Source organism: Streptomyces mesophilus (assembly GCF_011044995.1).
Lineage (GTDB): Bacteria > Actinomycetota > Actinomycetes > Streptomycetales > Streptomycetaceae > Streptomyces > Streptomyces mesophilus.
Genome location: NZ_JAAKZW010000109.1, coordinates 1 through 26,004, shown reverse-complemented (window position 1 = coordinate 26,004; position 26,004 = coordinate 1). Strand labels below are relative to the sequence as shown.

Annotated in this window: 26 protein-coding genes and 2 pseudogenes; 15 read left to right on the top strand and 13 right to left on the bottom strand. The window is 69.7% G+C overall.

What is annotated here, in order from left to right; genetic code table 11:
• Positions 1 to 127, top strand: a pseudogene (locus G6045_RS40925) (IS5/IS1182 family transposase); the annotation flags it as partial.
• The gene (locus tag G6045_RS23600; protein ID WP_328707875.1) at positions 82 to 2,517 is read left to right on the top strand and encodes an ATP-binding protein; all 2,436 of its coding nucleotides are present in this window, start codon (positions 82 to 84) and stop codon (positions 2,515 to 2,517) included. The pseudogene G6045_RS40925 and the gene G6045_RS23600, both read left to right, overlap by 46 nt.
• Positions 2,518 to 2,545: 28 nt before the next feature.
• Here the strand turns inward: G6045_RS23600 and G6045_RS23595 are convergent, their stop codons facing one another.
• Positions 2,546 to 3,340, bottom strand: a complete 795-nt coding sequence (locus tag G6045_RS23595; protein ID WP_165334060.1) for a GAF and ANTAR domain-containing protein — start codon at positions 3,338 to 3,340, stop codon at positions 2,546 to 2,548.
• A gap of 329 nt (positions 3,341 to 3,669) precedes the next feature.
• Between G6045_RS23595 and G6045_RS23590 the strand changes: the two genes are divergently transcribed.
• On the top strand, positions 3,670 to 4,269 hold the full coding sequence (locus tag G6045_RS23590) for a hypothetical protein (RefSeq protein WP_165334059.1): 600 nt from the start codon (positions 3,670 to 3,672) through the stop codon (positions 4,267 to 4,269).
• Between the two features lie 100 nt (positions 4,270 to 4,369).
• On the opposite strand, the gene G6045_RS23585 is transcribed toward G6045_RS23590, so the two are convergent.
• Positions 4,370 to 5,179 carry a DUF11 domain-containing protein gene (locus tag G6045_RS23585; RefSeq protein WP_165334058.1) on the bottom strand — a complete coding sequence of 270 codons (810 nt, stop codon included), beginning with the start codon at positions 5,177 to 5,179 and terminating at the stop codon, positions 4,370 to 4,372.
• Between the two features lie 264 nt (positions 5,180 to 5,443).
• Between G6045_RS23585 and G6045_RS23580 the strand changes: the two genes are divergently transcribed.
• Complete coding sequence (locus G6045_RS23580) at positions 5,444 to 5,761, top strand: hypothetical protein (RefSeq protein ID WP_165334057.1); 318 nt, start codon at positions 5,444 to 5,446, stop codon at positions 5,759 to 5,761.
• 104 nt (positions 5,762 to 5,865) lie between these two features.
• Here G6045_RS23580 and G6045_RS23575 read toward each other — a convergent pair whose 3' ends face one another.
• The gene (locus G6045_RS23575; protein WP_165334056.1) at positions 5,866 to 7,062 is read right to left on the bottom strand and encodes an RNA-guided endonuclease InsQ/TnpB family protein; all 1,197 of its coding nucleotides are present in this window, start codon (positions 7,060 to 7,062) and stop codon (positions 5,866 to 5,868) included.
• 152 nt (positions 7,063 to 7,214) lie between these two features.
• Between G6045_RS23575 and G6045_RS23570 the strand changes: the two genes are divergently transcribed.
• On the top strand, positions 7,215 to 7,991 hold the full coding sequence (locus G6045_RS23570) for an SDR family NAD(P)-dependent oxidoreductase (RefSeq protein ID WP_165334055.1): 777 nt from the start codon (positions 7,215 to 7,217) through the stop codon (positions 7,989 to 7,991).
• A gap of 158 nt (positions 7,992 to 8,149) precedes the next feature.
• Here G6045_RS23570 and G6045_RS23565 read toward each other — a convergent pair whose 3' ends face one another.
• On the bottom strand, positions 8,150 to 9,259 hold the full coding sequence (locus G6045_RS23565) for a hypothetical protein (protein ID WP_165334054.1): 1,110 nt from the start codon (positions 9,257 to 9,259) through the stop codon (positions 8,150 to 8,152).
• 1 nt (position 9,260) lies between these two features.
• Positions 9,261 to 10,349 carry a beta propeller repeat protein gene (locus G6045_RS23560; RefSeq protein ID WP_165334053.1) on the bottom strand — a complete coding sequence of 363 codons (1,089 nt, stop codon included), beginning with the start codon at positions 10,347 to 10,349 and terminating at the stop codon, positions 9,261 to 9,263.
• A 190-nt stretch (positions 10,350 to 10,539) separates the two neighbouring features.
• Here G6045_RS23560 and G6045_RS23555 point away from each other — a divergent pair, with 190 nt between their 5' ends.
• A complete protein-coding gene (locus tag G6045_RS23555; protein ID WP_165334052.1) occupies positions 10,540 to 11,493 on the top strand; it encodes a YihY/virulence factor BrkB family protein in 954 nt (317 codons plus the stop codon).
• A gap of 336 nt (positions 11,494 to 11,829) precedes the next feature.
• A complete protein-coding gene (locus G6045_RS23550; protein ID WP_165334051.1) occupies positions 11,830 to 12,033 on the top strand; it encodes a cold-shock protein in 204 nt (67 codons plus the stop codon).
• Positions 12,034 to 12,198: 165 nt separating this feature from the next.
• Here G6045_RS23550 and G6045_RS23545 read toward each other — a convergent pair whose 3' ends face one another.
• A complete protein-coding gene (locus G6045_RS23545) occupies positions 12,199 to 12,525 on the bottom strand; it encodes a hypothetical protein (RefSeq protein ID WP_165334050.1) in 327 nt (108 codons plus the stop codon).
• 144 nt (positions 12,526 to 12,669) lie between these two features.
• Between G6045_RS23545 and G6045_RS42425 the strand changes: the two genes are divergently transcribed.
• Positions 12,670 to 12,747: a 50S ribosomal protein bL37 gene (locus G6045_RS42425; protein ID WP_374104540.1), complete on the top strand. Its 78-nt coding sequence runs from the start codon at positions 12,670 to 12,672 to the stop codon at positions 12,745 to 12,747.
• A gap of 63 nt (positions 12,748 to 12,810) precedes the next feature.
• On the opposite strand, the gene G6045_RS23540 is transcribed toward G6045_RS42425, so the two are convergent.
• Together G6045_RS23540 and G6045_RS23535 are read right to left on the bottom strand one after the other, a co-directional pair.
• Positions 12,811 to 14,775 carry an acyl-CoA dehydrogenase family protein gene (locus G6045_RS23540; protein WP_165334049.1) on the bottom strand — a complete coding sequence of 655 codons (1,965 nt, stop codon included), beginning with the start codon at positions 14,773 to 14,775 and terminating at the stop codon, positions 12,811 to 12,813.
• 119 nt (positions 14,776 to 14,894) lie between these two features.
• A complete protein-coding gene (locus tag G6045_RS23535; protein WP_165334048.1) occupies positions 14,895 to 15,191 on the bottom strand; it encodes a hypothetical protein in 297 nt (98 codons plus the stop codon).
• A gap of 128 nt (positions 15,192 to 15,319) precedes the next feature.
• Between G6045_RS23535 and G6045_RS41575 the strand changes: the two genes are divergently transcribed.
• The 7 genes from G6045_RS41575 to G6045_RS23500 all read left to right on the top strand — a co-directional run bounded on the left by G6045_RS41575 (position 15,320) and on the right by G6045_RS23500 (position 22,783).
• Entirely contained in the window at positions 15,320 to 15,556 is a 237-nt protein-coding gene (locus G6045_RS41575) for a hypothetical protein (protein WP_235968214.1), read from the top strand.
• 528 nt (positions 15,557 to 16,084) lie between these two features.
• A complete protein-coding gene (locus tag G6045_RS23525) occupies positions 16,085 to 16,732 on the top strand; it encodes a hypothetical protein (RefSeq protein ID WP_206344090.1) in 648 nt (215 codons plus the stop codon).
• A 15-nt stretch (positions 16,733 to 16,747) separates the two neighbouring features.
• Entirely contained in the window at positions 16,748 to 17,500 is a 753-nt protein-coding gene (locus G6045_RS23520) for a hypothetical protein (RefSeq protein WP_165334047.1), read from the top strand.
• Positions 17,501 to 17,807: 307 nt separating this feature from the next.
• Positions 17,808 to 19,892 (top strand): ATP-binding protein, encoded by a 2,085-nt coding sequence (locus G6045_RS23515; protein WP_165334046.1) that lies wholly within the window; start codon positions 17,808 to 17,810, stop codon positions 19,890 to 19,892.
• 258 nt (positions 19,893 to 20,150) lie between these two features.
• Positions 20,151 to 21,338 (top strand): ThiF family adenylyltransferase, encoded by a 1,188-nt coding sequence (locus tag G6045_RS23510; RefSeq protein ID WP_328707874.1) that lies wholly within the window; start codon positions 20,151 to 20,153, stop codon positions 21,336 to 21,338.
• Positions 21,335 to 21,988, top strand: coding sequence for a GNAT family N-acetyltransferase (locus G6045_RS23505; RefSeq protein WP_165334045.1), 654 nt, complete (start codon positions 21,335 to 21,337; stop codon positions 21,986 to 21,988). Before G6045_RS23510 ends, G6045_RS23505 begins: the two co-directional genes overlap by 4 nt.
• A gap of 153 nt (positions 21,989 to 22,141) precedes the next feature.
• Positions 22,142 to 22,783 carry a PAS and ANTAR domain-containing protein gene (locus G6045_RS23500; protein WP_165334044.1) on the top strand — a complete coding sequence of 214 codons (642 nt, stop codon included), beginning with the start codon at positions 22,142 to 22,144 and terminating at the stop codon, positions 22,781 to 22,783.
• A 22-nt stretch (positions 22,784 to 22,805) separates the two neighbouring features.
• Here the strand turns inward: G6045_RS23500 and G6045_RS23495 are convergent, their stop codons facing one another.
• From G6045_RS23495 to G6045_RS23475, 5 genes and pseudogenes are all read right to left on the bottom strand, one after another.
• The gene (locus tag G6045_RS23495) at positions 22,806 to 23,270 is read right to left on the bottom strand and encodes a peroxiredoxin (RefSeq protein WP_165334043.1); all 465 of its coding nucleotides are present in this window, start codon (positions 23,268 to 23,270) and stop codon (positions 22,806 to 22,808) included.
• On the bottom strand, positions 23,267 to 23,647 hold the full coding sequence (locus G6045_RS23490; protein ID WP_165334042.1) for a DoxX family protein: 381 nt from the start codon (positions 23,645 to 23,647) through the stop codon (positions 23,267 to 23,269). The genes G6045_RS23495 and G6045_RS23490 overlap by 4 nt, the downstream gene beginning before the upstream one ends.
• Positions 23,648 to 23,711: 64 nt before the next feature.
• Positions 23,712 to 24,089 carry a hypothetical protein gene (locus G6045_RS23485; protein ID WP_165334041.1) on the bottom strand — a complete coding sequence of 126 codons (378 nt, stop codon included), beginning with the start codon at positions 24,087 to 24,089 and terminating at the stop codon, positions 23,712 to 23,714.
• 183 nt (positions 24,090 to 24,272) lie between these two features.
• Positions 24,273 to 25,475: a cytochrome P450 family protein gene (locus tag G6045_RS23480; protein WP_165334062.1), complete on the bottom strand. Its 1,203-nt coding sequence runs from the start codon at positions 25,473 to 25,475 to the stop codon at positions 24,273 to 24,275.
• Between the two features lie 118 nt (positions 25,476 to 25,593).
• Positions 25,594 to 26,004 (bottom strand): annotated as a pseudogene (locus G6045_RS23475) (cytochrome P450); the annotation flags it as partial.

Here is a 26,004-nt window from a genome sequence, read left to right as displayed (position 1 = left end):
GCAGTTCCGCGCGATCGCCACCCGTTTCGACAAACTCGCCACCCGCTACAAGGCCGGAGTCCATCTCGCCGCACTGATCCTCTGGCTGCGCGAACCCACCCAAGATCGTTTGTCAGACACGGCCTAGCAGCCCTGTGCGCGGCCGCCCGGGACGCCGCCACCGAGGGGATGCGCGTCGCGCTGGTCACCGGCGAGGCGGGGCTCGGCAAGTCGTCGCTCCTGGACCAACTCGGCGCACGGCTCGGACGGGACGGGTGGCTCGTGGCCACCGGGCGCTGTCCCGAGGTGGACAGCGCTCCGCCCGCGTGGGCGTGGGTCGAGGCGCTGCGGAAGGTGGCCGCGAGCGTTCCTCCAGGGGAGTTCGCGGACGCTCTGGCGCCGCTGCTCGCCGACTCCGCGCCGGTGCACGGCGACGCGACGGCCGGGCGGTTCAGGCTGCGGCAGGCCGTGTGGAACTGGCTCGCGGCGGCCGCCGCAGGGCGGCCGGTCGCCGTCGTCCTCGACGACCTGCACTGGGCGGACGCGGCCACGCTGGAACTGCTCGGCGGCAGTGTCGGCGTTCAGGCCCCGATCCTGGTCGTCGCGGCATACCGCGCGGACGAGAGCGAACGCCTCACCGAAACGCTCGGCGCCCTGGCCCGCACCGCGCCGCTCCGGCTCGAGCTGCCCGGCCTGAACGGCGACGCCGTAGCGGAACTCGTACGCGCCGAATGCGCAGCCGACGACGCGACCGTGGCCGGGATCGCCGAGCGGACCGGCGGCAACCCCTTCTATGTACGCGAGAGCGCGCGGCTGCTGACCGGCGAGGGCGCCTTGGTCGCGCTCTCCGAGGTCCCCGAAGGCGTACGGGATGTGCTGCGGCGCCGCCTTGCGAGGCTCCCCGAAAGTGGTGTGGCCGTCCTGCGGCTCGCGGCGGTGGCCGGCCGGGAGAGCTCGGTGGATGTGCTCGTGCAGGCTGCCGACACCGACGAGGACGGCGTGCTCGACGCGTTGGACGCGGGCGTGATCGCCGGCTTGCTCGACGAGCCCGGGCCCGGCCTGGTCCGGTTCGTGCACGCGCTGGTCAGGGACACGCTGGTCGCCGACGTCAGCCGGCTGCGGGCCGCCCGGATGCACGCCCGGATCGCGGCCGCCCTGGAGGGCACGGGGGACATCGCGGCGCTGGCCCACCACTATGCGCGCGCGGGGTCAGCGAAGGCCGTCGGCTATTGCGTACGGGCCGCAGAGCTCGCCGAGGCCCGGTACGCCCACGACGTGGCCGCCGCGCTGCTCGCCGACGCGGTCGCGGCCGCGGGCTCCTGTGAACCGGACGAGCGCGTCGACCTGTTCGGCCGGCTGCTGCGCGCCCAGATCAGGGCCGGGGCCGTCGCCGCTGCCAGGCGCACGCGTGAACAGGCCGTCGAATACGCCGAGTCGACCGGGCGCGACGACCTGATGATCGCCGCGTTCACCGCCTGGACGGAGCCCACCCCCTGGCAGGCCCGCACCTACGGCACGGTCGACCGACCCGTCGTCGACCGCCTCCGCCGCCTGCTCAAGCGGACCGGTCTCGCCCCCGAGGCGCGCTGCCGCCTCCTCGTCGCGTACGCCAACGAGCTGGTGGGCGAGGACGATCCGACGGTCGTGGACGCCGCGCGCGAAGCCCTCGGCCTCGCCACCGATCCCCGCCTGCGGGCCGCGGCGCTCCTTGTCCTCTCCGACGACACCCGCAGCGAGGAGTACGCCCGGGAGCTGGCGGAGATCGGTGCCGAGCACGACCTGCCCGTCTACCGCGTGACTGGCCTGTTCGGCCTCGCCGCGAACGCCGCCGCAGCCAACAACCCGGCAACCTTGCGCCGCTTGATCGGCGAGACCCTCGACCTCGCCCGCGCCTACCGGATGCCGGAGGCGATCAGCGCCGCCGAGATCGCGCTCGCGGCCCAGGCGCTGATCGAGGGCCGGTTCGCCGACGCCGAGCACCGCTACGTCGAGGCCGTCGCACGCATGCAACGCGCGGGATCCGTGCACACCGGCTTCATCGACCTCGCGCGGGCCACGATCTGGCTGAACGACGGCACGCTCGGCGACCACCTGGATGAGGTACGCACCCTCCACGAAGCGCTCGGCCCGATGGTCGCCGACCTGCTCACGCTCGCCCTCCACGCCGCCGGCCGCGGCGACGAAGCACGCCGGACCCGCACGGCTCCGGGGCCGATACGCCACGACTTCTTCTTCACCTTCCTGACGAGCCTGCGCGCGATGGCGATCGTCGCGCTCCAGGACCGCGACGCCGCCGAGGAGGTCTACGCGGACCTGCTCCCCCACCGCGAAGGCCCCCCGGCCGGCACGGAAAGCCTGTCGCTCGGCCTGCGTCCGGTCGCCCACACGCTCGGCGAACTCGCCCTCCTGCTCGGCCACGACGACACGGCCGCCGCCCACTTCGCCCGGGCCGCCGAAATCGCCGACCGGTGGAACGCCCCCCACTGGTCCGCCGACGCCCGAACACACCTCGACCAAGCGGACCGCTCCCGCCCCTGACATGTCCCGCCCCTGCCGACACCGGGCTTCAAGGGGCGGAGGTCCTGTCGGTGTCCGGCGGGGGCAGAGTGGTGGTGCCGTCGACGATGTCGCGCGCGAGGTCGGCCAGGCGCAGGCGGTGGTGGCGTGCGTGGGCGCGCAGTCGGTGGAAGGCGGTGTCGGGGTCGGTTTCGTGACGCGCGGTCAGGAAGCCTTTGGCCTGTTCGATGATGGTGCGGGTGACCAGGGCTGTTTCGAGTTGGGTGCGCACGGTGCGGTGCTGGTCGAGGGTGGACTGCTGAAGCAGGGAGATGGCCGTGGCATCCGCCAGGGCCCGGGCCAGGTGCCGGTCGCCTTCCAGCAGCGGGCCGGGGACGCGGCGGAAGAGGTTCAGTACGCCGAGGGTTTCCCTGCGCAGCCGGATCGGGGTGGCGTGCACGGAGGTGTAACCCGCATGGTGGGCGCGCGTGGTGAAGCGCGGCCAGCGCTGTGAACTCAGGCCGTTGATGGCGTGGTCGACGGGAGTGGCGTCCCGGAAGGCGGTGCAGCACGGGCCTTCGCTGGCGTCGAGTTCGAAGAGCTCGACCAGACGGACCCGTTCGGAGGAGGCGGCGACCAGGCGCAGCGGGCCGCCGGGCAGGGCAAGCATCACGCCGGCGTCACCGATGTCCAGCAGATCCATACAGTGCTCGGCGACGCGGTAGAAGAACTCGGCGGGGTCGAAGTCGTCGACCAGGGTGTCGGCCAGGTTGATCAGCGCCGCCGTGACCCGGGCCTCACGCGTCAGACCGGGCGGCCCGTTCCGCGAGGGCGGTACCGAGGGGGCAGACGGCGGGCTCGGCATGGTGGCCTCCGGTCGAGGATGGGTCAGCGACCGGAACCGGAAGCACACTACGGGACTTGGTGGAATACCACTCGGACGACAGCTGGCCTACTGACACGCTACTCCCCGACGGGCGCCCGCATCAGCCACACGACGTCTTCGTCTGTGCCGGCGCGCAGGGGACGTGACGGACATGCGATAGCGCCCCCGGCGAAGCCCTTGGCAAGCGGTTCCGGGTGCGGCCGGTCATCTGCCGGTAGGTAGTGCGGCAGCCCCTACGGGACATATTCCGGGGTGCGTTGGGGGCACCCCCGATAGGTTCAAAGCCCGCACCCTGTGAGTCTTCCAGCATGACCTCCAAGCACATGAGCACGCCAAGGCTCACCCTCATCGCTCCGCTCCTGCTCGTCCTGTACGGGCTGCTGCGGCTCGTCGACGGGTTGGACGGGGACCACGGACCCGGCCTCGCCTGGAACCTCGGCCACACACTGTTCTTCCTCAGCTTCGTACTCTTCGGCGTGCTGACGGTCAGGCTGCGGCAACTCGTCCCCATCGCCACCGCGCGCAGACAGCTGCTTGCGAACGCGGCCGCAGCAGCCGGGATGTTCGGCGTCGCCTGCTTCCTCTGGGTGATTCTCGGTGACCTGTTCGCAGATTTGGCCTCAGCAGCATCCTTGCCCGAACCCCTGGAAATGGTCGGCCCGCTCGCGTTCCAGCTGGGCTGGCTCACCCTGCTGGTCATGCTCGTTGTCGCGACCCCGCGTCTGCTGCCTGTCTGGAGTCCTGTGGCGGTTCTCGGGGGATTCGTCCTGTTCGCGGTCAACCTGGATCTTCTGCCGGTCGGCGCGTTGCTCCTGATGGCCGGGCTGGCACCTGTGGCCCGCATACCTCTGGTCCCCGCCCGCGCGGGCGGGAACCCGATCCGTATCAGCCGGGACGTCGGCGAGTAGCGAGCCGACCGACGATCATGCGAGTGACCCTGCCGACGCCGGCCGGCATGCCGCAGATCCCGGGCTCAACCGGCTCGCCTCGCGGACGAGTTCGCTCGCATCAGCGGTGCGCCGTGCGCCCTCGGCGCAGACCGAAGACCCAGGCGGTCAGCAGGCCCGTGGTGGCGACAAATACGGCCACCCCGATCAACAGCGCCCTGTACCCGGAGGGTTCACTCGAAGCCGCGGTCGCTTGAGGGGCCGCCTCAACCGCGACCGGCTTGCTGTCGCCGTCCGCGCCGTTGCCCCCGGCCGCCGGGGCACCGGGTGCGCCGGGCGCGGGCTGCGGTGGGGCGGCGTGATTCGTCGCCGGACGGGAATCGGCCCCGCACCCGCTGAATCCGGCCGCCGTCTCCACCCGTACGCACACGGCGCTGCGTGAGCGCGGTGCGTCGGCGTCGTCGGACGGCGGGACGAGGACCGTCGAGTGCAGTGTCACGCTCTGCTGCGCATCGAGCCCCAACTGCCAGACCAGCCACTCCTGGTCGACGAACCCTTCGGGCGCGGACGACACCACCTTCGCGCCGCCTGGCAGCATCTGCACGATCTCGGTTTCGGGGAAGTCCTGCGCGGTGCGGTTGCGGACGACGACTTCGTACGTGACGCGCTCCCCCGCGCGAGCGGCCGGTGACCGCTTCTCGGCGCCGATCGCACGGACCGTCACCGTGAACACGTCGGAGCCCGCCTTGCCATGCGGACGCACCTTCACCGTGGGGCCCGCCCCGTGCTGAGCGTGCGGGTCCCCCACGGGTTCCTCGTGCTCGTGATCGAAACCGGTGGCGAGTGCGGGGACGGCCGTCACCACACCGGCCGCCAACGACAGCAGCCCATACGCCAGCAGACGTCGTACGCGCCGGGAGCCCTTACCCATGTGCCTGACCTCACGGATGTCGCCAGGTTCCGGCGCACTGTGCGGCGCACAGGCCGGCCCTGGAAATCGAACAGATCGAGGTGAATCATCGCCACCGTCCGCCCGACCACCGCACGCCATCGCCGCGCCTCGGCCACCACCACCGGTATGCACACCTCCAACCCACACCAATGGCCGATCCCCCGACGAAACCGACACCGCCCGCCAAGCCGGCGGCCATGGTCCTCTGGATCTCCTGATCGGGCGGGTTGTTAGGGTCCGGGCATGACGCGCCTCAAGATCGAAATATCCGTTCCCGAGAGTCATGCGGAGGCGGTGATCGAGGTACTCCATAAGGCGGGCGCGGGGCGGGTCGGTGAGTACGCGCGCTGTTCCAGCGTCTGGAAGGTGACCGGCAACTGGCAGGCCCTGCCCGGCTCACAGCCGTACGACGGTGAGGTGGGCGCGATGCAGCACAGCGAGGAATGCCGGATCGAGTCGGTCTGTGACGCGGATCAGGCCGGCGCCATTCAGCAGGCGGTCCGTGAGGCCCATCCGTACGAGCAAGCAGTCGTCCACTTCCTGCCTCTGTACGAGCCGTAAAGCGACCCTCAGCGGGGATGCCGGTCATCGGACCCTGGTGGCGCCGGACAGGTGATCGCTACGTTGGGTCGGTTGACGCTGCCCTCCCTAAGGGGAGGAGATTCTTACGGCTCGCGCCGTGAGACTTCCTGTTTCATCGCCGACTGCCCGCCCGGAGAACTCCGTTGAGGTCTTACACCGGCTCCGCAGGCCGACGCCGCCCGTCCGGCGGCCAGAAGGTTCTTCGCTGCGTTCACGTCCCGGTCGTGGGTCGTTCCGCAGGCGCACGTCCAGGTGCGGACGTTGAGCGGCATCTTGTCCTGCAAGGTGCCGCATACGGAGCACAGCTTCGACGAGGGGAACCATCGGTCGACGGCGATCACCTCGCGCCCGTACCACTGGGCCTTGTACTTCAACATGCTCCGGAACTGGGACCATGCCGCGTCGCTGATGGCGCGGGCCAGGCTCCGGTTCTTGACCATGTTGCGCACGGTCAGGTCCTCGATCACGATCGTTTGGTTCTCACGCACGAGACGAGTGGTCAGCTTGTGCAGGTGGTCACGACGACGGTCCGCGATCCGGGCGTAGACCTTGGCGACCTTCCGCCGGGCCTTGGCCCGGTTGGCGCCGTCTCCCTTGGCCTTCTTCGCCAGGACCCGCTGAGCCTTAGCCAGCCGGGCACGGTCCTTGCGCTCATGCCGGGGGTTGGCGATCTTCTCGCCGGTGGAGAGGATCAGCAGATGGTCCAGGCCGACATCCACCCCGACCGCCGTGTCGGTGGCGGGGAGCGGCTTCACGATCGGGTCGTCGCACAGCATCGAGACGAACCAGCGCCCTGCCGCGTCCTGGGAGACGGTCACCGTGGACGGCGACATCCCTTCGGGAAGCGGTCGGGACCAGCAGATGTCCAACGGCTCGCGCATCTTCGCGAGAGTCAGTTTGCCGTCACGGAAGCGGAACCCGCTGGTTGTGTACTCGGCAGACTTCCGCGACTTCTTCCGCGACTTGAAGCGCGGGTACTTGGCCCTCTTGCCGAAGAAGTTGGTGAACGCCGTCTGCAAGTGCCGCAGGCACTGCTGGAGCGGCACGGAGGAGACGTCATTGAGGAACGCCAGCTCCTCGGTCTTCTTCCACGCCGTCAGCATCGCCGAGGTGGCGTTGTAGTTCACACGCTCCTGCCGCGTCCACGCCTGTGTACGGGCGGCGAGCGCCAGGTTGTAGACCTTCCGAACACAGCCGAACGTGCGCGACAACTCGGCTGCCTGCGCATCGGTCGGAGAGAAGCGGTACTTAAACGCCCGCTTCACATGGTTCGCGGCCACGCTCACAAACTAGTGCGCCTACAGGTGAAGAACAAACCTGCGGGTCAAAGCTCGGCCTTTCGCTCAGGGGGCGAAACCCCGCTCCCTTCCCTGCTCCGCAGGAGGCCGTTTCCTCTCCGCCCTAAAGGGCGGAGTATCCACGGAGGTTCCCGATGAGGCGATTCGAGGGACACGGCGTACTGATTACTGGGGCGGCCCGCGGGATCGGCGCGGCCACGGCGCGGCGCATCACCCAGGAGGGCGGGCGGGTGCTGCTGACGGATGTGGACGAGTCCGCGGCTGAGGAGACGGCCCGTGCGTTGCGTGAAAAGGGCGCGGATGCTTGGGCGTTGGGGTGTGACGTGGCATCCCGTACGTCCGTGGAGGCGGCGGTGGCGTACGCCGTGGAGCGCCTCGGCACGCTCGATGTCCTGGTCAACAACGCCGCCTCCTGCGGGATGGACGCGACGTTGTTCGAGGACGAGTCCGATGAGGTCTGGGAGCGCGATCTCGATGTCACGCTCAGCGGCGCCTTCCGGTGCGCTCGTGCGGCGATGCCGCATCTGGCGGCCTCCGGTCGTGGCGCCGTCGTGAACATCGGTTCGGTCAACGGTGAGGCGTCCTTCGGGAATCACGGCTACAGCGCGGCCAAGGCGGGGCTCGCCTCCCTGACCCGCACCCTCGCCGATCACGCCGCCCCGCGCGGGGTGCGCGTCAACCTGGTCGCTCCGGGCACGGTGCGCACCGCGGCCTGGGCCGGCCGCGACCAACAGCTCGAGGCCATACGGGCGTTGTATCCGCTCGGGCGGGTCGGGGAGCCGGAGGACATCGCGGCTGCTGTCGCTTTCCTCGCCTCCCAGGACGCCTCCTGGATCACCGGGACGACGCTGCGGGTCGACGGCGGGATCCTGGCCGCGCCCACGCCTTTCCGCGCACTGCCGGGCGACTGAGGCCGCCGGCCGCGGAGCACCACACAGCGGCGAGCTGCCCGGTGAGTGAGCAGGCGGCGGCTCCCCGGAGGCGGCGGCTCCCCGGAGACAGTCGGTCGAGCCGTGTCGGCCGGATAGCCGGGGACGCGTCCACTCCGGACGCGTCCCCGGCTGTCCGCTCAGCCGAAGCGCAGGATGCGCGGAGCGAAGGTGCTCTCCGGGCCGGCGGCGCGGCCGACCGACCACACCGTGCTCGTGCCCGGTACGGGGGCGAGCCGCAGCACCGAGGAGTCGCGCTCCCCCGGTACTGCCGGTTCGCTGTGGCCGGTGAACGTCTGGCCGTCCCAGGCGAGGAAGTCCGGGCCTGGCTCCAGCGGCGGGGAGCTGCCCGGCGGGGCCCACTTCATCGAGTTGGACATCGCGACCCAGCCCAGCCGGCCGGTGTCGGTGGCTGCGAAGGAGCTGACCGAGCCGAAGTCTGCGGGCAGCGCCACTCGGCTCCACGTCTGGCCGTCGAAGCGCATCAGCAGGGGTGGGATCGGCCGGCCGATGGGCCCGCCGATGAAGCCTGCCGTGCCGCCTGCCCATACCTCGGTCGGCGACACCGCGAGGATGCTGCCCACGCCCGCGCGCGGGCCGCCGTCCACGATCGTCTGCTGCCAGGCCTGTCCGTCCCAGTGCGACACCGCCGCACCGTTGGTGGCGGCGCCGGCGGCCCAGACATCGTCGGCCGCCAGGATGTGCAGGCCGTACACGGCTCCCGGTGGCACGGGCAGGTCCCGCCATGCGCGTCCGTCCCAGCGCAGGAGCGCCTGTCCGCCGTCCCGGCCGCCGAGCAGCCAGGTCTCGCCGCCACCGGAGACGATCTTGTCCAGGCGCACGCCACGCGGCGCGCGGCTCTCGCGCCAGGTGGTGCCGTCGTAGCGGAGCAGCCGGCTGGTGCCGGCGGAGTCGCGGCCGACGGCCCATACGGCGTTCGGTGCGATGCCGGCGACGGAGAGGAGTTCGCCCTGCCAGTCGATGCCGGGCAGCGTCTGGCGCTGCCATGCGGCGCCGTCCCAGCGCAGCATCAGCGGGAAGCCGGGCGCCTGGCGGCCCACCGCATCGGCGCCCACCGCCCAGGCCCGGTCGGGGCCGAACGCCACGGCCTCGTTCAGCGCGGCCTGGGGGCGTACCTCGGCCGGGACCGGAACGTGCACCCAGGACGACGTATCGGCCGCGGCCGGTGTCATCACGGCCAAGACGGCCATGACGGCGGCGACAACCGTAACGAGTAATCGACGTGCCATGTCAGCCTCCCAGCCGTTCGCTCATCAGAGTCGGTCTCGAGCCGTATATCTCGACGATCCCGAACGCGAGCAGCGAAGCCCCGGCCCTCGCCAGGACACGCGGCTGGACGTCGATCGCGTTCGTGCGCTCCGGCCCGTACGAGAACGTGGTGCGGGCGCCGTCCACCCGCGCGTACTTCGACTGGAAGGCGCGCTCGCTGCGCATCGGCAGCCACAGCGCACCGTCCGGGCCGCGCGCCATGCCGTAGGTGTAGGTCTCGCCGAGCGGCGGGTAAGTGGTCCGCCACGTGCGCCCGTTGAAGGTCATCAGGAAGGTGCGGGACGCGCCGTCGACGGAGCGCATGCCGCCGAGTGTGGCCCGGCCGGACGGTTCCAGCAGGATCGTGTGCACGTTGCCGCCCGACGGCACCGGCACGGCCACGTCGCGCCAGGTGGTGCCGTCCCAGCGCAGGATCTGGCTGCCCTGGTCGGTGCGGTCCACCATGGCCCAGGCGTCGTCGGCCGCACGCGCCTCGATCCCGCTGAAGAACAGCACGCCCTCCGGCGGGGTCTGGGTGGTCCAGCGGGAGCCGTCGTAGTGCAGGACCTTGAGGCCGGTCTCGTCCTCGCCGACCACCCACGCGGCGCCCGGCACCGCGGCGAAGTCCTGGTAGTACCACAGGGTCTGCGGCAGCGGGACGGTGCTCCAGCTGCCCGCCGACCAGCGCAGGATCTCGCCTCCCCCGCCACCGCTGTGGAAGATCCACACCTCCTCGCCGACGAACTGGATCTTGCCCAGATGCCCCGACTCATCGGCGCCCGGGAACGTGGTGTCCCGGCTCCAGGTGGTGCCGTCCCACCGGTAGAGCAACGGCCACAGGTAGCCGTCGGTGGCGTGCTCGACCCCGGTGGCCCACGCGTCGCCCGGCCCGCGGGCGGCGAGATCGGACACGCTCGCCGACCCGGACGGCACCGGCGGTACCGGCAACGCCTCCCAGCGCGGCGCGGCCGCCACCGGCAGCGCCGCCGGCGCAGTGGCCCCGGCAGCAGGCACCACCGACGAGGCACATGCGATCACCAAGCACATCAATAACGCACGGAGACCGTTCACCAGTCCTCCCTCGAGTGCGAAAGCCGCTCAGCGTATGGGCCTCCCCCGCCCGTGAACAGATGCCACATTGACAATCCGGTGCTTCGTGGCGCCCGGAAAACCGCGCCGGATTGAGCGAGGTGTGCCGGGGCACAGAGACCCGGACGAGCCCGCGCACGGCGTGCTCGGCCGACGGATCCGGGGGCGGTGCATGGGTACGGCGACGACGGTCCCCGAGACACGGGACATGAGGGGGCCCGAGCTCTCCGGCGACGAGGCGTACGAGGCGCTGCGGCATTACGGCGGCTGGCATCTGCTGCGGGATGCGTTCATACGGTTCCGGTACGCGGACGGTTTCAGCCACGCGCGGGCGCTGGCCCTGCAGACGGTCCTGGCCCTGGTTCCGATGGCCATCGTCTTCGTCGGGCTCTCGACCGTCCTGCACACCGAGAGCATCGGCCGGTTCGCGCAGGAGACCCTGCACCGCATGCCGCTCGGGACGAGCAGCGAAGTGATCGACCAGGCGTTGGCGCGCAGCCGCCGGACCGCCGACGAGGGGACACAGGCCGCGCTGTGGCTGGCCCTGGTGTTCTCCCTGCTCAACATCACGACGGCCATGTGCCAGATCGAACGGGGCGCCAACCGCATCTACGGCAACGAACGCGACCGGCCCTTCCACCGCAAGTACCTGCGCGGCCTCGCCATGGCCGTCACCGCCGCCCTGCCGCTGGGCCTGGGCTTCGTCCTCATGGTGGCCGGTGAGGCTCTGGGTGGGGCGGCCTCGGCGGTGTACGGCATCGACGCCCTGACCGGCACCGTATGGAGCGTGGTCCGCTGGCCGCTGGGTCTCGTCCTCGCGCTCATCGCGGCGAGCGTGATCTTCCGGCGAGCCCCGCGCCGGCGCCAACCCGGCTACACCTGGCTCGCGTTCGGCGCCGCCGTGTACCTCGTCCTGTGGACCGCGCTCACCTGGATACTGAGCCGCTATCTCTCCCTGAGCGGCTCGTTCGATGCAGTCTACGGTCCGCTCAGCGCCTTCATGTCCCTGCTGCTGTGGGCCTACCTCACCTCGATCGCCCTCTTTCTGGGCCTTGCCTTCGCCGCCCAACTCGAGGCGGTGCGCGCCCTGCAGCCGGGGCCGGTCGAACCCGACCCGGGGGTATGACTCCAAACCGGTTACTCGCCCACCTCAACGGCTGAATACGTCAGGCACGAAGGAAGCAAAGTCCCGTACGTCACGAAGTGCCCCGAAAACAAGGGCCCGACGCCCCTCTCGACAGCCCCAGATCCAGCCGACCTGGACGGGAAGTTGACGAAGGGGGTGCCAGTTCGGGGGTCTGTGCGTGTAGCGTCACCCTCAGCTGTCATGGTTCCGAAGTACCGGTCGCCCGTGAGCGCGAGTTCACGGGCGTTTTGCTGTTCAGAGTCTCGGAGGGCCAGGACGATCACCTCCGGTTTCCGCACCGTGCGGGAGCCGATCACGAGTCTCTTGGAGGACTACATGGCTACTGGAACCGTGAAGTGGTTCAACGCGGAAAAGGGCTTCGGCTTCATCGAGCAGGACGGCGGCGGCCCCGACGTCTTCGCCCACTACTCGAACATCAACGCCCAGGGCTTCCGTGAGCTGCAGGAAGGCCAGAAGGTGAACTTCGACATCACCCAGGGCCAGAAGGGCCCGCAGGCGGAGAACATCACCCCCGCCTAAGGCCTGCCACACGGCGCCCGCCCCGGGAAGGCTTTCCTGGGGCGGGCGCTGTGCTGCTGATCGCGGGTGCCGGGTTGGCCGTGGCGTGCCCGCGTGCCGTACTGCTGCTCGGAGTGAGCCGGGTGATCCCCGCCGCGCGCACCCCGCAGGAGGCCCTCGACGCGCTCACGCGCGGCTACGTGGCGACGTCGCGACGTCGCGACGTGCAGCGAGCACACCGAACCGATCGGCGCTCTGGTCACCGAGGTCATCCATCCGCCCGACGACCAGCGCCACACGATCCGCCGCGACCCGCGCGACTTCGCGGCCGAGCGGGCCGAGCTCCTCACCAAGGTTCGCCCCGAACTCCACCACACGGACGCCCAGTTCACCGCCTGCGGTGTGATCGGCACGGTCGACGGCGTCCTCAGGATCACCCGCTTCCGCGCTCGCCCCTGCCTCACGGACGAACCGACCGGCCTGTCCCCGCTGCTGTCGCTGGGCCGGTGACATGGATCACGACCGGCCATCCGTTCACATGGACATACATCCGCCCCATCGGGTGACATAGGCCACGTATTGCGCGGCATCCTCCCGGGTAGACGGCGTCTGAACGCCCGGGACCGACCGGGAACAGCCCAGCACACGGAGGTATCCATGTCCTCGAAGCGACGCCGCAAGAAGAGGGCCCGCCGCAAGAACGGCGCCAACCACGGAAGCCGTCCCCAGAGCTGAGGGCCGCGGACCACCCACGCGAGGGCGGCACCACCACGGTGCCGCCCTCGAGGCGTGTTCCGGCTATCCGATCAGGTCGGGCGAGCGGAGCATCTCCGAGGGGATGTCCCAGGCGTCGACGAGGTCGACCGCGATCGGTCGGATCTTGCGGCAGAGGTCGTTCACCTCGCGGCTGATGGCCTTGGAGCGCTGGACGGTCAGCCGTCCGTGCTCCATGAACCAGGCCCGGTCCGCTTCGATCGTGGTCAGGGCGAACAGGTCGCACAGCAGACCCAGCGCCACCTTGTTGTCGCTGTCGGGCATCGCCCGCAGCTTGTCCGCGAACGCCTCGAGCACCAGGCGTTCCATGTGGGCGCGGGCCACGGCGATGACGTGATCCTGGACCCGGGAGAACACCGTGCCCGGGTGCACCTTCTGGTCCTCGACACCGCGCTTGAGCCGCCGGGCGACACCGGCGAGCATGTGCTCCTCGCGATAGCGGAGCATGGCCAGCTGGTAGCGGGTGTCGAGCAGCCCCGCCTCCTGGTCCCAGTCGTCGCCGCCGGGCAGCAGGTCACGCACCCGCTCGAGGAGTTTGTGTGCCGAGGTCCTCTCGATGACCGTCTCGACGGCGAGACCCGTGACGAACCGGACCATGCCCAGCTGGTCCATGTCCTCGAACTCGCTCGCGTAGTGCGTCAGGAGGCCCTTCGCGACGAGCTGCAGCAGCACATGGTTGTCGCCCTCGAAGGTGGTGAAGATGTCGCTGTCGGCCTTGAGGGCGGCGAACCGGTTGACGGCGAGATAGCCGGCGCCGCCGCACGCCTCACGGCACTCCTGGATGGTGCGCGTGGCGTGCCAGGTGGCGAGCGCCTTGGTGCCGGCGGCCCGCGATTCCAGCTCCCGGCGCGCCTGCTCGTCGTCCTTGATGCCGGAGAAGACCTCGTGCAGCTGGGTGCGTACGACGTCCTGTGCGAAGTGCAGCGCGTACGTGTGCGCGAGGAGTGGGAGCAGTCGGCGCTGGTGCATCCCGTAGTCGAGGAGCAGTTGTTCCCCGGCCTCCGCGTCCGCCTCGAACTGGCGCCTGCGCGCCGCGTACTTCGTGGCGATCGCCAGCGCGACCTTGCTCGCGTTGACCGCGCCGCCGCCGACGCTGACCCTGCCTTGGACGAGGGTGCCGAGCATGGTGAAGAAGCGCCGGTTGGGGCTTTCGATCGAGCTGGTGTAGGTGCCCTCGGGGCTGACGTCGGCGAAACGGTTGAGCAGTGCCTCGCGCGGCACGCGCACCCCGTCGAACCAGATCCGCCCGTTGTCCACGCCGTTGAGACCCATCTTGCGTCCGTCGTCCTCGATACGGACGCCCGGCGCCACCTCGCCGTCGACCCGGATCGGGACGACGAACGCGTGCACACCCTCGGACCGGCCGCCGTCCAGCTCCAACTGGGCGAAGACGACCGCCAGTCGGGCATGCCGGGCCGCGTTGCCGATGTAGTCCTTGCGCGCCTGGTCACCAGGGGTGGTGATGACGAACTCCTGGCTCTCGGCGTCGTACGTGGCCACCGTACCCAGCGCCTGAACGTTGGAGCCGTGCCCGGTCTCCGTCATCGCGAAGCAGCCCATGAGCTTCCCGGAGATCACATCCGGCAGGTACGCCTTGTGGTGGCGCTCGGTGCCCAGCTGCAGGAGCGCGCCCCCGAAGAGACCGAACTGCACCCCGACCTTCACCAGTACGGACAGATCGCCGAACGCGAGCGTCTCGAACGCGGCGATCGAGGCACCGACGTCGCCCCCGCCCCCGTACTCCTCGGGAAAGCCCATGCCCGTCTGCCCGGTCGCCGCCATGGTGACGACCAGCTCGCGCACCCACTCACGAAACTCGTCGAACCCGAGACTCTCGGCCTCCTCGAGAACGGAGGCGTACGTGACGAGGTTGGTGCGGACGAGAGCACGGATCTCGGCGTACTCACCGTCGAGCAGCTCGGTCAGGGCCGGGATGTCGACTTCGGGCTGTACGTATCCGTTGGAAGGGGCGGCGGCATTGGTGACCATGGAGCACTGGTACCCGCCCGGCAAGTGACCAAGCGGTGATGTGGGCCTCCTGGCTCAAGGTCCGACCCGGGTCTTCGGTAGGGGCGAGGGCCAATGGGCCGCGCGTGCAGTCCATGCCGTCAGGCATCGCTGTCCGCGGCGTCCTCGGCCCCTGCGGCCTCTTCGAGCAGATCCAGAGCATGGTTGTGGAAGCGGCGTTCAGCATCTCGGCTCGGGGCGCTGAAGAAGGCGCGCTGAGCCTCGGCAAGATCGCAGTTCAAGAGCCCCATGGTCACCAACACGGCCTCCACACCGTGGCAACCGTTGTCCTTGAGGAACTGCTGGAGCGCATCCGAGTCGCCGGCCGCCTCCCAGACGGGCCGGGCCACTTCCTTCATGGCTGCGATACGCGCCGATCGGTCTGCGTCAAGGCTCACAGGCCCCCCCCTCTGGAATACGTCCGCAGGCTATCGCCGGCACACGCGAGCCGTCGCGTGCACGCTTTCCCATTGCGTTGGTGCGGTACCGGTGGCTGACGAGTTCGGCCGGTCGCTCGCTGGCCTTCGTGACGAATGGCGAGCGGGCGATGGTGGTGCTGGCCGAAGGCCCGGACGATGCCGGCGAGCATGCCGTGGACCCAGAAGCTGAGGGATCGAGCGAGGGGTTCGTTCTCTCCAACGGGCAGCACGATGAGTACCCGGACCGCGACACCGTCCGCATCGATGTGGCATACGGGCTTACGGAGCGCATTGTCGCGACAGGGTCCTGGCCGAGGGATGCGCAATGGGTCGTGGATCGCTAAGGCGATGACCTGACGCCGGACCCAGATGAGGATGGCGGCACGGTGGACGGGCAGGCCCTGACCAAAGCCCGTGCGCGGGCGGCTCGGATAATCAGGGGCCACTCGTAGACCCGTTGTCAGTGCCGGTGGCTATGGTCTCAAGCGCGCGGTCGGCTCCCGAGGGATCCAACTCTGCAGGGAATGGCTGCATCCCCGACCTGTCTGGGGGCGGCCCGGAGACTCGTCCGGGACCTAACCGACGATCGGGCTTCGTCGATGGCCAAGCGGCGGACCCTGTCAGAGCCGGCCGCGCACCTCCGGGCGGAGGTTGCGCGAATGCGGGCGCAGAATCACCCCACAGATCCGGTTGATCGACCGACCCCATTGACCAACTGCGAACGTACGTGCGGTACTTGGGGCTCGTGTTGCGCGGGGGGCCACAGCGACACCATGCATCCGCCAAGCCGGCGTGACGATTCCGTCGGAGCAGGTCCGCCTCGCGGCACGTTCCTGTCCGTCCTGTACGCACTTGTTCAGACGAGGGGAACCGTGCTTTCGACCTTACCGAGATGGACCCACCGGTCCAGCAGCCTCATCACGTTCATCGTCGCCGCCATCGTGACGGCCGCCGGCATCACCTGGGCCGCCACCACTGACAACCTCACCCCGACCAACAACTACTCGTACGCCTGCAACGAGCCCGGAGACGGCGGCGTAGGCGCTCGCGTCTGCCGCACCGACAACGCGCAGGTGTCCTACTACGCGGACAGCGCGGGCGACAACCAGCTCGAGGCAGGCGACTTCGACACCCTCGTCAACATGATGTCCGCCGAGTACCAGCCCACCGATCTCTCGGTCAGCGTGACCTTCTCGCCGTCGTTCTCGGGAAGCAGCGAGACGGACATCATTTACCAGGAGCAAGGCGTCCCGGGCAGCAACGAAGGCATCACCTGGTGCAACGACGCCGCCGGCACCTTCGAGTGCGACCAGCAGTACGTCCGTATCGAAGGTGCCGGCAGCTACACACCGGGGCTCACCTGCCATGAGACGGGCCACGCGGTCGGGCTGTTGCACGGCCAGAACGCTTCTCCCGCGCTCGGCAACCAGAACAGCGCTCTGGGCTGCATGAAGAAAGAGACGTCCTATGGGGACCGGCTCGGCGCGAACAACAAAGAGAACATCAACGGCGCTTACTGACGGGAGACGCACCGCATGAGACACATCCTGCGCATGATCGCCCTGGTCAGCATCGTCACCGTTGCGCTGACAGCCGCGATCTTCGCGAACCGGCAGACCGACACCGAGGCCACGGCTCAGGCGAAGCCTGAAGAGATCACCATCGCGCACGGCAGTGACCGCCGGCCGAGCGAGACCGCCACCGACTGGGTCACCTACGCCGACCACGTCGTCGTGGTCACGCCCGTCTCCGAGAAGGAGATCGCCCCCGCCCAGACCGAACTCCAGCGCGGCGAGGGGCTGCTGCTGCGCAACGTAGAACTACGCGTGGGCGATGTCCTGTGGTCGCGTCCCGGCGCGACCACAGCACCTTCCGCCTTCGCCTGGACCGCCTACGGCTGGCACTTCAAGGACGGCAGCACCGCCAACCGCATCAAGATGGCAGGGGAAGGCGACTCCCGGCTCGAGCTCGGCCACACGTACGTCATGGCCATTCAGTGGGAACCCGCCAGGTGCAGCGAAGGCGACAGTGTTCCCGCCGGTTGGCGCGGTCTGGGCACCGGTTCCACCATGCCCTTCGACGGTGGTGTCCTCGGCCAGGGCGAGAGCGAAGGAAAGAACCAGTCGGCCACTCAGGCCCGTGCTCTCGCGGACACGTCCAGCGGCGTTCTGGAGGAGCAGATGGCCGGCAGGACGGCAACCGACCTCGCTCGGGTCCTCGACTCCGCGCAGCCCGTCGCGCCACAGCAATTCGGCCCGGCGGCGCGCTCATCGGCGGCTTGTGAGTAACTAACTCGTGCTGGAGGCAGGACGGCCCTGACGTACGTCCGTTCCGGCCTCTGCCATAGCCGACGTGGTCGGTGACGCGTGCTCGCGCGTCACCGGCCGCCTCTCGTACGTCCGCCTCTGCGTCCCTGGGCGTGGCCGCCCTTCGAGCTCCCTTTGCCCGTCCGCGCCCCCTGAGTTTGCGACTTCGCTATTCCGTGAGGGGGGCAGGGCTGCCAGGATGCCTGCAAGGTTGTGGAAGGGGTTCGGCCTCGTGCCGCGGCATGCATTCCGCCGCGCGGATGTGCGGTTCGTCGTACGCGGACGTTGTATGGAGTCGTCGTACGCGGACGGTGCGTGGCGGCAGGCGGACCTGGTCGTACAGGCGGGGAGGGTGGCTGTGTTCATCGGGCGGGATCGGGAACTGGCCGATTTACAGAGCGCGTTGAAGGTGCATCGGCTGATCACGCTGACCGGTGTGGCCGGGGTCGGCAAGAGCCGTCTGGCCCGGCGGGTGGTGGAGGTCGAGCAGACCGCCGGCGGCGGGGAGAGCAGCTGGGCCGATCTGTGGCAGTTGCCCGACGAGCGGATGCTCGCGGCGCTGGTCGCGGATGCGTGCGGGTTGTCCGATCACACGCCCCGGATGCCGCTGGACGTCATCTGCCAGTGGATCGGTGACCGCGATCTGCTGATCGTTCTGGACTCTTGTGAGCATGTGCTGCCAGCCTGCCGTCGGCTGGTGGAGATCCTGCTCGATCAGTGCCCGCACCTGACGATCCTGGCGACCAGCCGGGAGGTGTTCCACCTCGACAGCGAGTACGTGGTGCCGGTCGAGCCGCTGCCGGTCGCGACCGATGCCGCGGAACTGTTCCTGCAGCGTGCGACCCAGATGGGCGTGTTGCCCGAGCCTGGTGAGCTGAACCGGGTGACCGACCTGTGCACCTACCTCGACGGTCTGCCCCTGGCCCTGGAGCTGGCCGCCGGGGCGCTGCGCCACAGCAGTATCGAGGAGCTTCTGCAGCATCCCCGCAACGATCTGAGCCGCGAGGAAACAGATCAAGTACATCCCGCCTCGCCGCGCCGGCACGATGTGCTGCGCACCGCGCTGGGGTGGAGTCACGAACTGTGCACCCCCAAGGAACGGCTGCTGTGGGCCCGGCTGTCGATCGTGCTCGGGCATTTCGACGGGCCGATGGCTGCGGCGCTGTGCGCCGGCGGCCCCCTGTCCGTGCGCGACGTCGAGGTCGCGCTCGCGGGCCTGGTGGACAAGTCGGTGGTCACCCAGCGCGACGACCGCTATCTGCTGCTCGACACGGTGCGCGAGTACGGGCGGTTGTGGCTGGAGCAGCTCGGGGAACTGGACTCGATGGCCACGACCCACGCCGCCCACTTCCTCACGCTGGCGCGGCAGGCCGACGCCACTTGGACGAGCGCCGAGCAGACGGGCTGGTACCGCACGATCAAGGACGCCCACCCCGATCTGTGCGCGGCCCTCGACCATCTCCTTGCCCACCGCGTCGACGAGGCGCTCGAGCTGGCCACGCTGACCGGCTTCTACTGGACCTGCTGCGGCCACGCGCACACCGCCCAGCACTATCTCGCCCGAGCGCTGCAGGCCGGAGACAGCGGGCAGCAGGCACAGATGCGGCAACGGGCCATCTGGGCCCTGGGGTTGACGCATCTGCTGCAAGGCAATCACGCCACCGGAACACACCTGGCCCGCCAGTGTCTGGCGCTGGCCCACAGTGATCAGAACGCGTCCGGGCTGCTGCGCGCCGCCTACTTGCAGGCCATGAGTGATCTGTTGCAGGGCCATGCCCAACAGGCCCTGAACCTCCTGGACGACGCCTTGCGGAACGCACAGGAGGGGGACAGTCCCGCCGCACCGTCCGAGCAGGCGGCGATGATGTGCAGGATGCTGCGCCTGTTCGCGCTCACCGGCCTCGGTCTCCTCGATCAGAGCCGAGATGCGGCCAGCGCCCTGCGCGTCCAGTGCGTGGCCATGGGCGAACACTGGATCCGGTCCTACACCGACTACCAGCTGTGCGTGATCGCGCTACGGGAGCAGCACAGCGAAGTCGCCCTGGAACACGCCCGCTCGATGCTCAACTCCAAGCAGCAGATAGGCGACACCTTCGGGATCGCCCTGGGATTGGACATGCTGGCCGCGTCGTTCTCCGCGGACGGCGACGGCCGCTCCGCGGCACTGGCCTCCGGCGCGGGGCAGCGGCTGTGGGACGCGGTCGGCCACCCCCAACGCGGCGCACCGGATGTGCAGCCTTTGCGCGAGGCGGGCGAGAGCACCGCACGCCAGCTGGTCGGCGCCGGCACCTATGACACCTACCGTCGCCAGGCCGCTCACGCCGACCCCGCGGCCATGCTGTCCTGGGCGGCAGGCGGGGACGAACCGCTCTAGGCAGACGGGCAGAGACGGGCAGATGCCTCCGCTGCGTGCGGCGGGGGCATCGCCCGGCCCGATGGCCGGAAACGCGTAAATCAGGGCCGAGACGATAAGCACATCACTCTTTGGTCGCGCCACTCCCCTGGCCCAACGGCCCTTTGCTGGACAGGTTTCCAGGGGGCGCGAGGTAGTGAAAGTCCGCGCATGAATTCGACCGTATGCCCTCCCGCGCGTAAGGGCTTTCCAAGATCGGCCGCTGGTAGTTTCCGCCTCGTGATCGATTCGTTTACCGACGTTCCGGGGAACGGGCCCTGCCCCGCGCCCGAACACACCAGGCACCAGGCCACTGTCCGGCCCGTCCTGTGGCGGCCCGCCGAGGCCGACGACCGCTCCGCACTCAAGGCCCTGCTCGCCTCCGGCGCCGTACGCGAGATGCACGACCGCATCGACGAGCAACTCGTCGAGCTGGCGCGCTGCTTGCGCCCCGGCGACCACCTGGCGGGGCCCGAACTCGACGCCGCCGTACAGGAGCTGACCGACGGCGTCGAACCGAGTCGCTACGGCACCTGGGCCTGGTATCCGTGGTCCGGGCGGCTGGTGCACCTGCTCCCGCGCCATGAGTTCCGCCGGGTGCGCACCGACCGTAACCGCGACAAGATCACGGCCGCCCAGCAGCAGAGTCTGCTCGAGCGGCGGATCGCCGTGATCGGTCTCTCGGTGGGCAACAGTGCGGCACTCACCTGCGCGATGGAAGGCATCGGCGGATCGTTCCGCCTCGCCGACTTCGACACCCTCTCCCTGAGCAACCTCAACCGGCTGCGGGCCGGAGTCCACCATCTGGGCCTGCCCAAGACCGTGTTGTGCGCCCGGCAGATGTACGAGATCGACCCCTACCTCGACATCGAGCTCTGGCATGAGGGGCTCACCGACGACACCATCGAGTCCTTTTTCGGGGACCAGGAGCACCCGCTCGACCTGCTCGTCGAGGAATGCGACACGCCCTGGGTGAAGACGGCCGCCCGCGAACACGCCCGCAGGCGCCGCGTCCCGGTCCTCATGGACGCCAACGACCGGGGCCTGCTCGACGTCGAACGCTTCGACCTCGAGCCGGAGCGGCCGCTGTTCCACGGACGCGGCGCGGACCTGAGCGCCCGCGAGGTGCAGGAACTCGACGCCGCCGACACCCTCGCCTACCTGCTGCGCATCTGCGACGAGAGCCGCCTCAGCCCGGCCATGACCGACGCCCTCACCCGCATCGGCGACACCCTGTCCAGCTGGCCCCAGCTCGCCAGCGGCGTCATGCTGGGCGGCGCCCTGGTCACCGACACCGCACGCCGCATCCTGCTCGGCGCGCCAGTCGCATCCGGCCGCTACTACGTGGACCTCGAAACCCTCATCGCGCCCCGGGATGGGGACGACGCGGCAGGTCTCGGGCTCACGACGGCAGGAGCCGCCCGGTGAACCACCTGCCCGAACTGCACGGCGAACACCTGTGGTTGCGCGAACTGCGCGCCACCGACCTGGCGCCCTTCGAACGCATCCACACCCACCGGCTGCTCACCCGCTACCTCGGTATCGACCGCATGGACGCCCGCCAGGCCCAGGACGCTTTCGCCCGGCACCTCGCCCAGCCCTACACCCACCCCCGCCGCAGACACACCCTGGCCGTCTGCCCGCCCGGCCAGGACACCATGGTCGGCACCATGGGCCTGCTCGTCGAGGAGTACGGCCGCAACGCCATGCTCACCAGCCTGGTGCTGCTGCCCGACTCCCCCGTCCGCGGCCACGGTCACGAAGCGGGCCGCCTGCTGATGGCGTACGGATTCGGACCCTTGGGCCTGCACCGCATCTGGGCCGGACACCGCGCCGACCACACCCGTATGCAAGACGTCATGTACGCCGCCGGCCTCCACCCCGAGGCCACGCTGCGCCAGCTGTTCCACACCCAGGGCCACTGGCACGACGTCACCACCTACGCGGCCCTGGCGCCCGAGTGGGCCGAACAGGCCACCGCCGCCGAACGGGCCATCCTCCACAGCGCCCCCCGTGGATCCACCACCGGCACACCGGTCGCCGTCGCCCCCACCCGGCCCGCGGCCACGACCAGCTGATCCGAAGGGCACACGGTGTACGCCTGCACCGAAACCGCCGAACGGATGTCCGCATGGTGATCGACTGTCTACCCTTTGGGAACAGGCCGGAAGGTGCTCGCGCACCCATCGGCACATTGTTCGCACCACGGGGACGCAGGGAGGCTGATCGCAGTGGAGCTGACCCCGGATCCCTCGGACAACACCGGTGAAGTGACCGGCGTGTTCGTCCACCGTCTCGCCGAGGACACCTGGTGGTGGTCCGACGAGATGTACCGGCTGCACGGTTATGAACCGGACGCGGTCACACCGAGCAGCCGGCTCCTGCGCAAGCACCAGCATCCGGACGACGCGGAACGCATCGACAGCATCCTCGCCGCGGCCCGCGAAACCGGGGAGCCGTTCGCCTGCTACCACCGCATCCTCGACGCCGCCGACCGCGACCTCAAGGTCGTGGTCGTCGGTGACGGACGCCTCGACGACGAGGGTGTCGTCGTGACCCTGCGCGGCTTCTTCATCGACATCACCCACCCGGTCACTCAGGAGGCCAACGAAACCGCCGAACGCGACATCGAGCGCGCGCGAGCCACGCAGGCGACCATCGACCAGGCCCGCGGCATCCTGATGGCGCTGTACGGCATCGATGCCGACCTCGCGTTCCGGGTGCTGCGCCGCCACTCCCAGCACACCAACACCAAGCTGCGCGATCTGGCCGAGGTCATCATCGACGCGGCACCGACCGCACCAGGCGAACCGCAGGCCGGCCTGCACAAGCGCATCACCCGCGCCCTGTACAAAGCCGGCCAGGAAATGTGACTTGGGTGAGGCGGGCTCGGTCCTACGTTCGCGTGCGAAGGGCGGCCAGGGCCCGGTCCGCGTGGACGCCCATGCGGATCTCGCTGCGGATCACCTCGAGTACGGTGCGGTCGGTGCCGATCACGAAGGTGATGCGTTTCGTCGGGAGGAGGGAGAAGCCGCGGGCGACGCCGAACTTCTCCCGTACGGTTCCGTCGGGATCGGACAGCAACGGCATACCGAGCCCGTGGCGCTCGGTGAACTCCTGCTGGCGGGCGACGGGGTCGGCGCTGATGCCGACGGGCTGTGCGCCGACGGCCGTGAACTCCGCGGCGAGGTCACGGAAGTGGCAGGCCTCCGCGGTGCAGCCGGAGGTGAGGGCCGCGGGGTAGAAGAACAGCACCACCGGTCCCTGCGAAAGCAGCTCGCTGAGCGTGCGGGGCGTACCGGTCTCGTCGGGCAGCGTGAAGTCGTCCACCTTGTCGCCGACTTCGATCCGCGTCTTCATGAGCGTCCCTCCGAGTTCTTCGCCACATTGAGGGCCCAGCAAATCAGCGGAACCTGCGCCGGCAGCCGTACGAAAGCGGCGGCCTTGAGCGCCGCGGGGCGGTGCCTCCAGTCGGAGGCCATCTGTACATGCGCGGGAATCACCGCGACGAAGAAACCCGCCGTGGCAAGCGCGGCCTTACGGCGGGTCCGCGGTGCGAGCAGGCCGGCCGCGAGAGCGAGTTCGACAGCGCCGCTGGCGTAGGTCCAGGTGCGGGCCGAACCGGGCAGTACCCGCGGAACGATCGCGTCGAACTGCCGTGGCACGGCCGCATGTGCCACCGCTGCCCCCGCGAGCAATCCGGCCAGGTAGAGCGGGGATCGAGATGACGGTGACATGCCCCTCCTTGGAAGATCCCGCCACCTTACTAGAGGGTAAGTTCCGTCGGCGAGACATGAGCCGCTACAGCTCAAGGAGGGGTTCCAACGCGCGGATCCGGCTGCGGAGTTCCTCGATCGGCAGAGCCTGTTCACGATCCACGACCAGGTAGACGAAGATGCCGCCTTCGCGAAGGCGCAGCAGGGGCCGGATGATGTGCAACTCGCGTTCGAGGGTGATCAGGATGTCCTCGACGCTGTCCGGCCGGTAGCCGAGGAGTTCCAGCGTGTACAGCTTGGCGCGCATGACATCGCTGTCGCCGTAGGCGACCTTGTCCATGTCCAGACCGCTGTCGCGATCCACGGAGCCCAGGACTCTGCGCTGCTGGAAGTCGACGACTGCGACACCGGTGACCCCGGTGATCTCCAGCGCCGTGTCCAAGAAAGCCTCGACCGTGACCATCCCTGCATACCTTTCCCGCAAATATCTCTCTCGATTAGCGAGGGAAGGGACTCCATGGAGGCCCGGATCGCACATTAGCGGAAACAAGACGCCGTCCATCGGCGTCCGCGGATACGGCCGGTGGATGAGCGGCAGACAGGGCCTGCCGCTCATCCACCGGCGGTAATGCGCCGGCCGGTCCGCTCAGCTCAGCCGGACGGGAAGGCGCTGCACGCTGTTGCCGACGAAGGAGGCGTGGCGCGGCAGTTCGGTCTCCTGGACGGCGAGGTCCAGGTCGGGGAAGCGCGTGAAGAGCTGCTCGAGGGCGGTGGTCGCTTCCATACGGGCGAGCGGGGCGCCGAGGCAGTAGTGCGCGCCGTGGCCGAGGGACAGGTGCCGGTTGGTGCGGTCGCGGTCCACGCGGAAGCGGTCCGCGTCGGGGCCGAAGGCTCCCGCGTCGCGACCCGCGGCGGAGTAGCCGGCGAGCACCGGGGTGCCCTGCGGGATGACCGTGCCGTCGAAGGTGAGGTCGCGGGTCGGGTAGCGGAACGGGAAGAAGCTGACCGGGCTGTCCCAGCGCAGGGTTTCCTCGACCGCGTCCGCCCAGCTCGCCTTGCCGGAGATGATCAGGTCGAACTGGTCGCGGTGCGTGCACAAGGCCCGTACGGCATTGGTGATCAGGTTCAGAGTGGTCTCGTGCCCGGCGATGATCATCAGCATGAGGGTGCCGATGAGTTCGGGAGGGCTGAGCCGGCCACCGTCGTCGTCGCGGGCGGCGATCAGGGCGGAGGTGAGGTCGTCGCCGGGGTTCTCGGCGCGGGCGGCGGCGACCTGGCCGAGGACTTCGACCATCTCCCGGTTCGCGGCCAGGGACTGCTCGGGGCCGATGTCGGTGGCGACGATCTGGTTGGACAGGTGGTGCAGACGGGCGTGGTGTTCCTCGTCCACGCCGAGGAGTTCGCAGATCACGCCCATCGGCAGCGGCAGCGCGAAGTGGGTGCGCAGGTCCGCCACACCGTCGCCGGCCTCGGCCGCGCGGGCGAGGTTGTCGAGCAGACCCGAGGTCAGCTCCTCGATGCGCGGACGGAGCGCTTCGATACGGCGCGGGGTGAAGGCACGGCTCATCAGCGAGCGCAGCCGCTTGTGATCGGCGCCGTCCGCGGTGGTCATGCCCTGCACCGTGGCGAACGTCTTCAGCGGCCAGCCCTCGGGTATCTGTCCGGCCTGCAGGGCGGCGAAGTGGGCGGCGCTCTTGGCGACATCGGGGTGGGCCAGGAACTCCTTGAGCGCGTCGTGCCCGAGGACGGCCATGCCCTCCACCTCACCGGGCAGCACCACGGAGGCGACCGCGCCCTGGGCGAGCAGCCGGGCGTTGGCCGCGTGCGGGCAGCCGCCGGCCGGGTCCATGCGGTGCGCAGCAGCGGTCGAGGGCTGAGGCGTGCGCTCTGTCTGCGCCGGAGAAGTGTCCAACGAGGGGCTCCTGATGGTCAGTTGGTGGAAGTGGGACGGGTACGCGGGACGCCGCTCATCGGGAGGGACCGCTGTGCGCCGCGGGCGTGTGCCGGGGCGGTGCCGTACGTGGATGAGGGGTACTGAAACGGACGGGGAGGCTGGCCAGACCCCGGCTCCACGGGGACTTGACCCACTCGAGTTCGCTCTCGGGGACGGCCAGTTCGAGGTCGGGCAGCCGGTGGCGGATCGTGTCGATGGCGGTACGGGTGATGAGCCGGGCCGGGTCCTGGGCGGGGCAGGTGTGCGGGCCTGCGCTGAAGGCGAGGTGGGAGCGGTTGCCCACGACGGGTTGTCCGTCGGGCGGCAGGATCTGCGGGTCGGCGTTGGCGGCGGCGAGTCCGAGGATGAGCATGTCGCCGGCGCGTATGGGCTGTCCGCCGAAGGTCATGTCGCGGGTGGCGTAGCGGGCGGGGAAGTTCTGGGT

Bases quoted from the DNA above. Each gene is read 5' to 3' on its own strand.
- G6045_RS42425 (WP_374104540.1), top strand. From the start codon at position 12,670: ATGTCCTCGAAGCGACGCCGCAAGAAGAGGGCCCGCCGCAAGAACGGC.
- G6045_RS23515 (WP_165334046.1), top strand. From the start codon at position 17,808: ATGGAGTCGTCGTACGCGGACGGTGCGTGGCGGCAGGCGGACCTGGTC.
- G6045_RS23480 (WP_165334062.1), bottom strand. From the start codon at position 25,475: ATGGACCCGGCCGGCGGCTGCCCGCACGCGGCCAACGCCCGGCTGCTC.
- G6045_RS23570 (WP_165334055.1), top strand. From the start codon at position 7,215: ATGAGGCGATTCGAGGGACACGGCGTACTGATTACTGGGGCGGCCCGC.
- G6045_RS23585 (WP_165334058.1), bottom strand. From the start codon at position 5,179: ATGGGTAAGGGCTCCCGGCGCGTACGACGTCTGCTGGCGTATGGGCTG.
- G6045_RS23495 (WP_165334043.1), bottom strand. From the start codon at position 23,270: ATGAAGACGCGGATCGAAGTCGGCGACAAGGTGGACGACTTCACGCTG.
- G6045_RS23540 (WP_165334049.1), bottom strand. From the start codon at position 14,775: ATGGTCACCAATGCCGCCGCCCCTTCCAACGGATACGTACAGCCCGAA.
- G6045_RS23490 (WP_165334042.1), bottom strand. From the start codon at position 23,647: ATGTCACCGTCATCTCGATCCCCGCTCTACCTGGCCGGATTGCTCGCG.
- G6045_RS23565 (WP_165334054.1), bottom strand. From the start codon at position 9,259: ATGGCACGTCGATTACTCGTTACGGTTGTCGCCGCCGTCATGGCCGTC.
- G6045_RS23550 (WP_165334051.1), top strand. From the start codon at position 11,830: ATGGCTACTGGAACCGTGAAGTGGTTCAACGCGGAAAAGGGCTTCGGC.
- G6045_RS23590 (WP_165334059.1), top strand. From the start codon at position 3,670: ATGACCTCCAAGCACATGAGCACGCCAAGGCTCACCCTCATCGCTCCG.
- G6045_RS23520 (WP_165334047.1), top strand. From the start codon at position 16,748: ATGAGACACATCCTGCGCATGATCGCCCTGGTCAGCATCGTCACCGTT.
- G6045_RS23485 (WP_165334041.1), bottom strand. From the start codon at position 24,089: ATGGTCACGGTCGAGGCTTTCTTGGACACGGCGCTGGAGATCACCGGG.
- G6045_RS23555 (WP_165334052.1), top strand. From the start codon at position 10,540: ATGGGTACGGCGACGACGGTCCCCGAGACACGGGACATGAGGGGGCCC.
- G6045_RS23580 (WP_165334057.1), top strand. From the start codon at position 5,444: ATGACGCGCCTCAAGATCGAAATATCCGTTCCCGAGAGTCATGCGGAG.
- G6045_RS23595 (WP_165334060.1), bottom strand. From the start codon at position 3,340: ATGCCGAGCCCGCCGTCTGCCCCCTCGGTACCGCCCTCGCGGAACGGG.
- G6045_RS23545 (WP_165334050.1), bottom strand. From the start codon at position 12,525: ATGTCACCGGCCCAGCGACAGCAGCGGGGACAGGCCGGTCGGTTCGTC.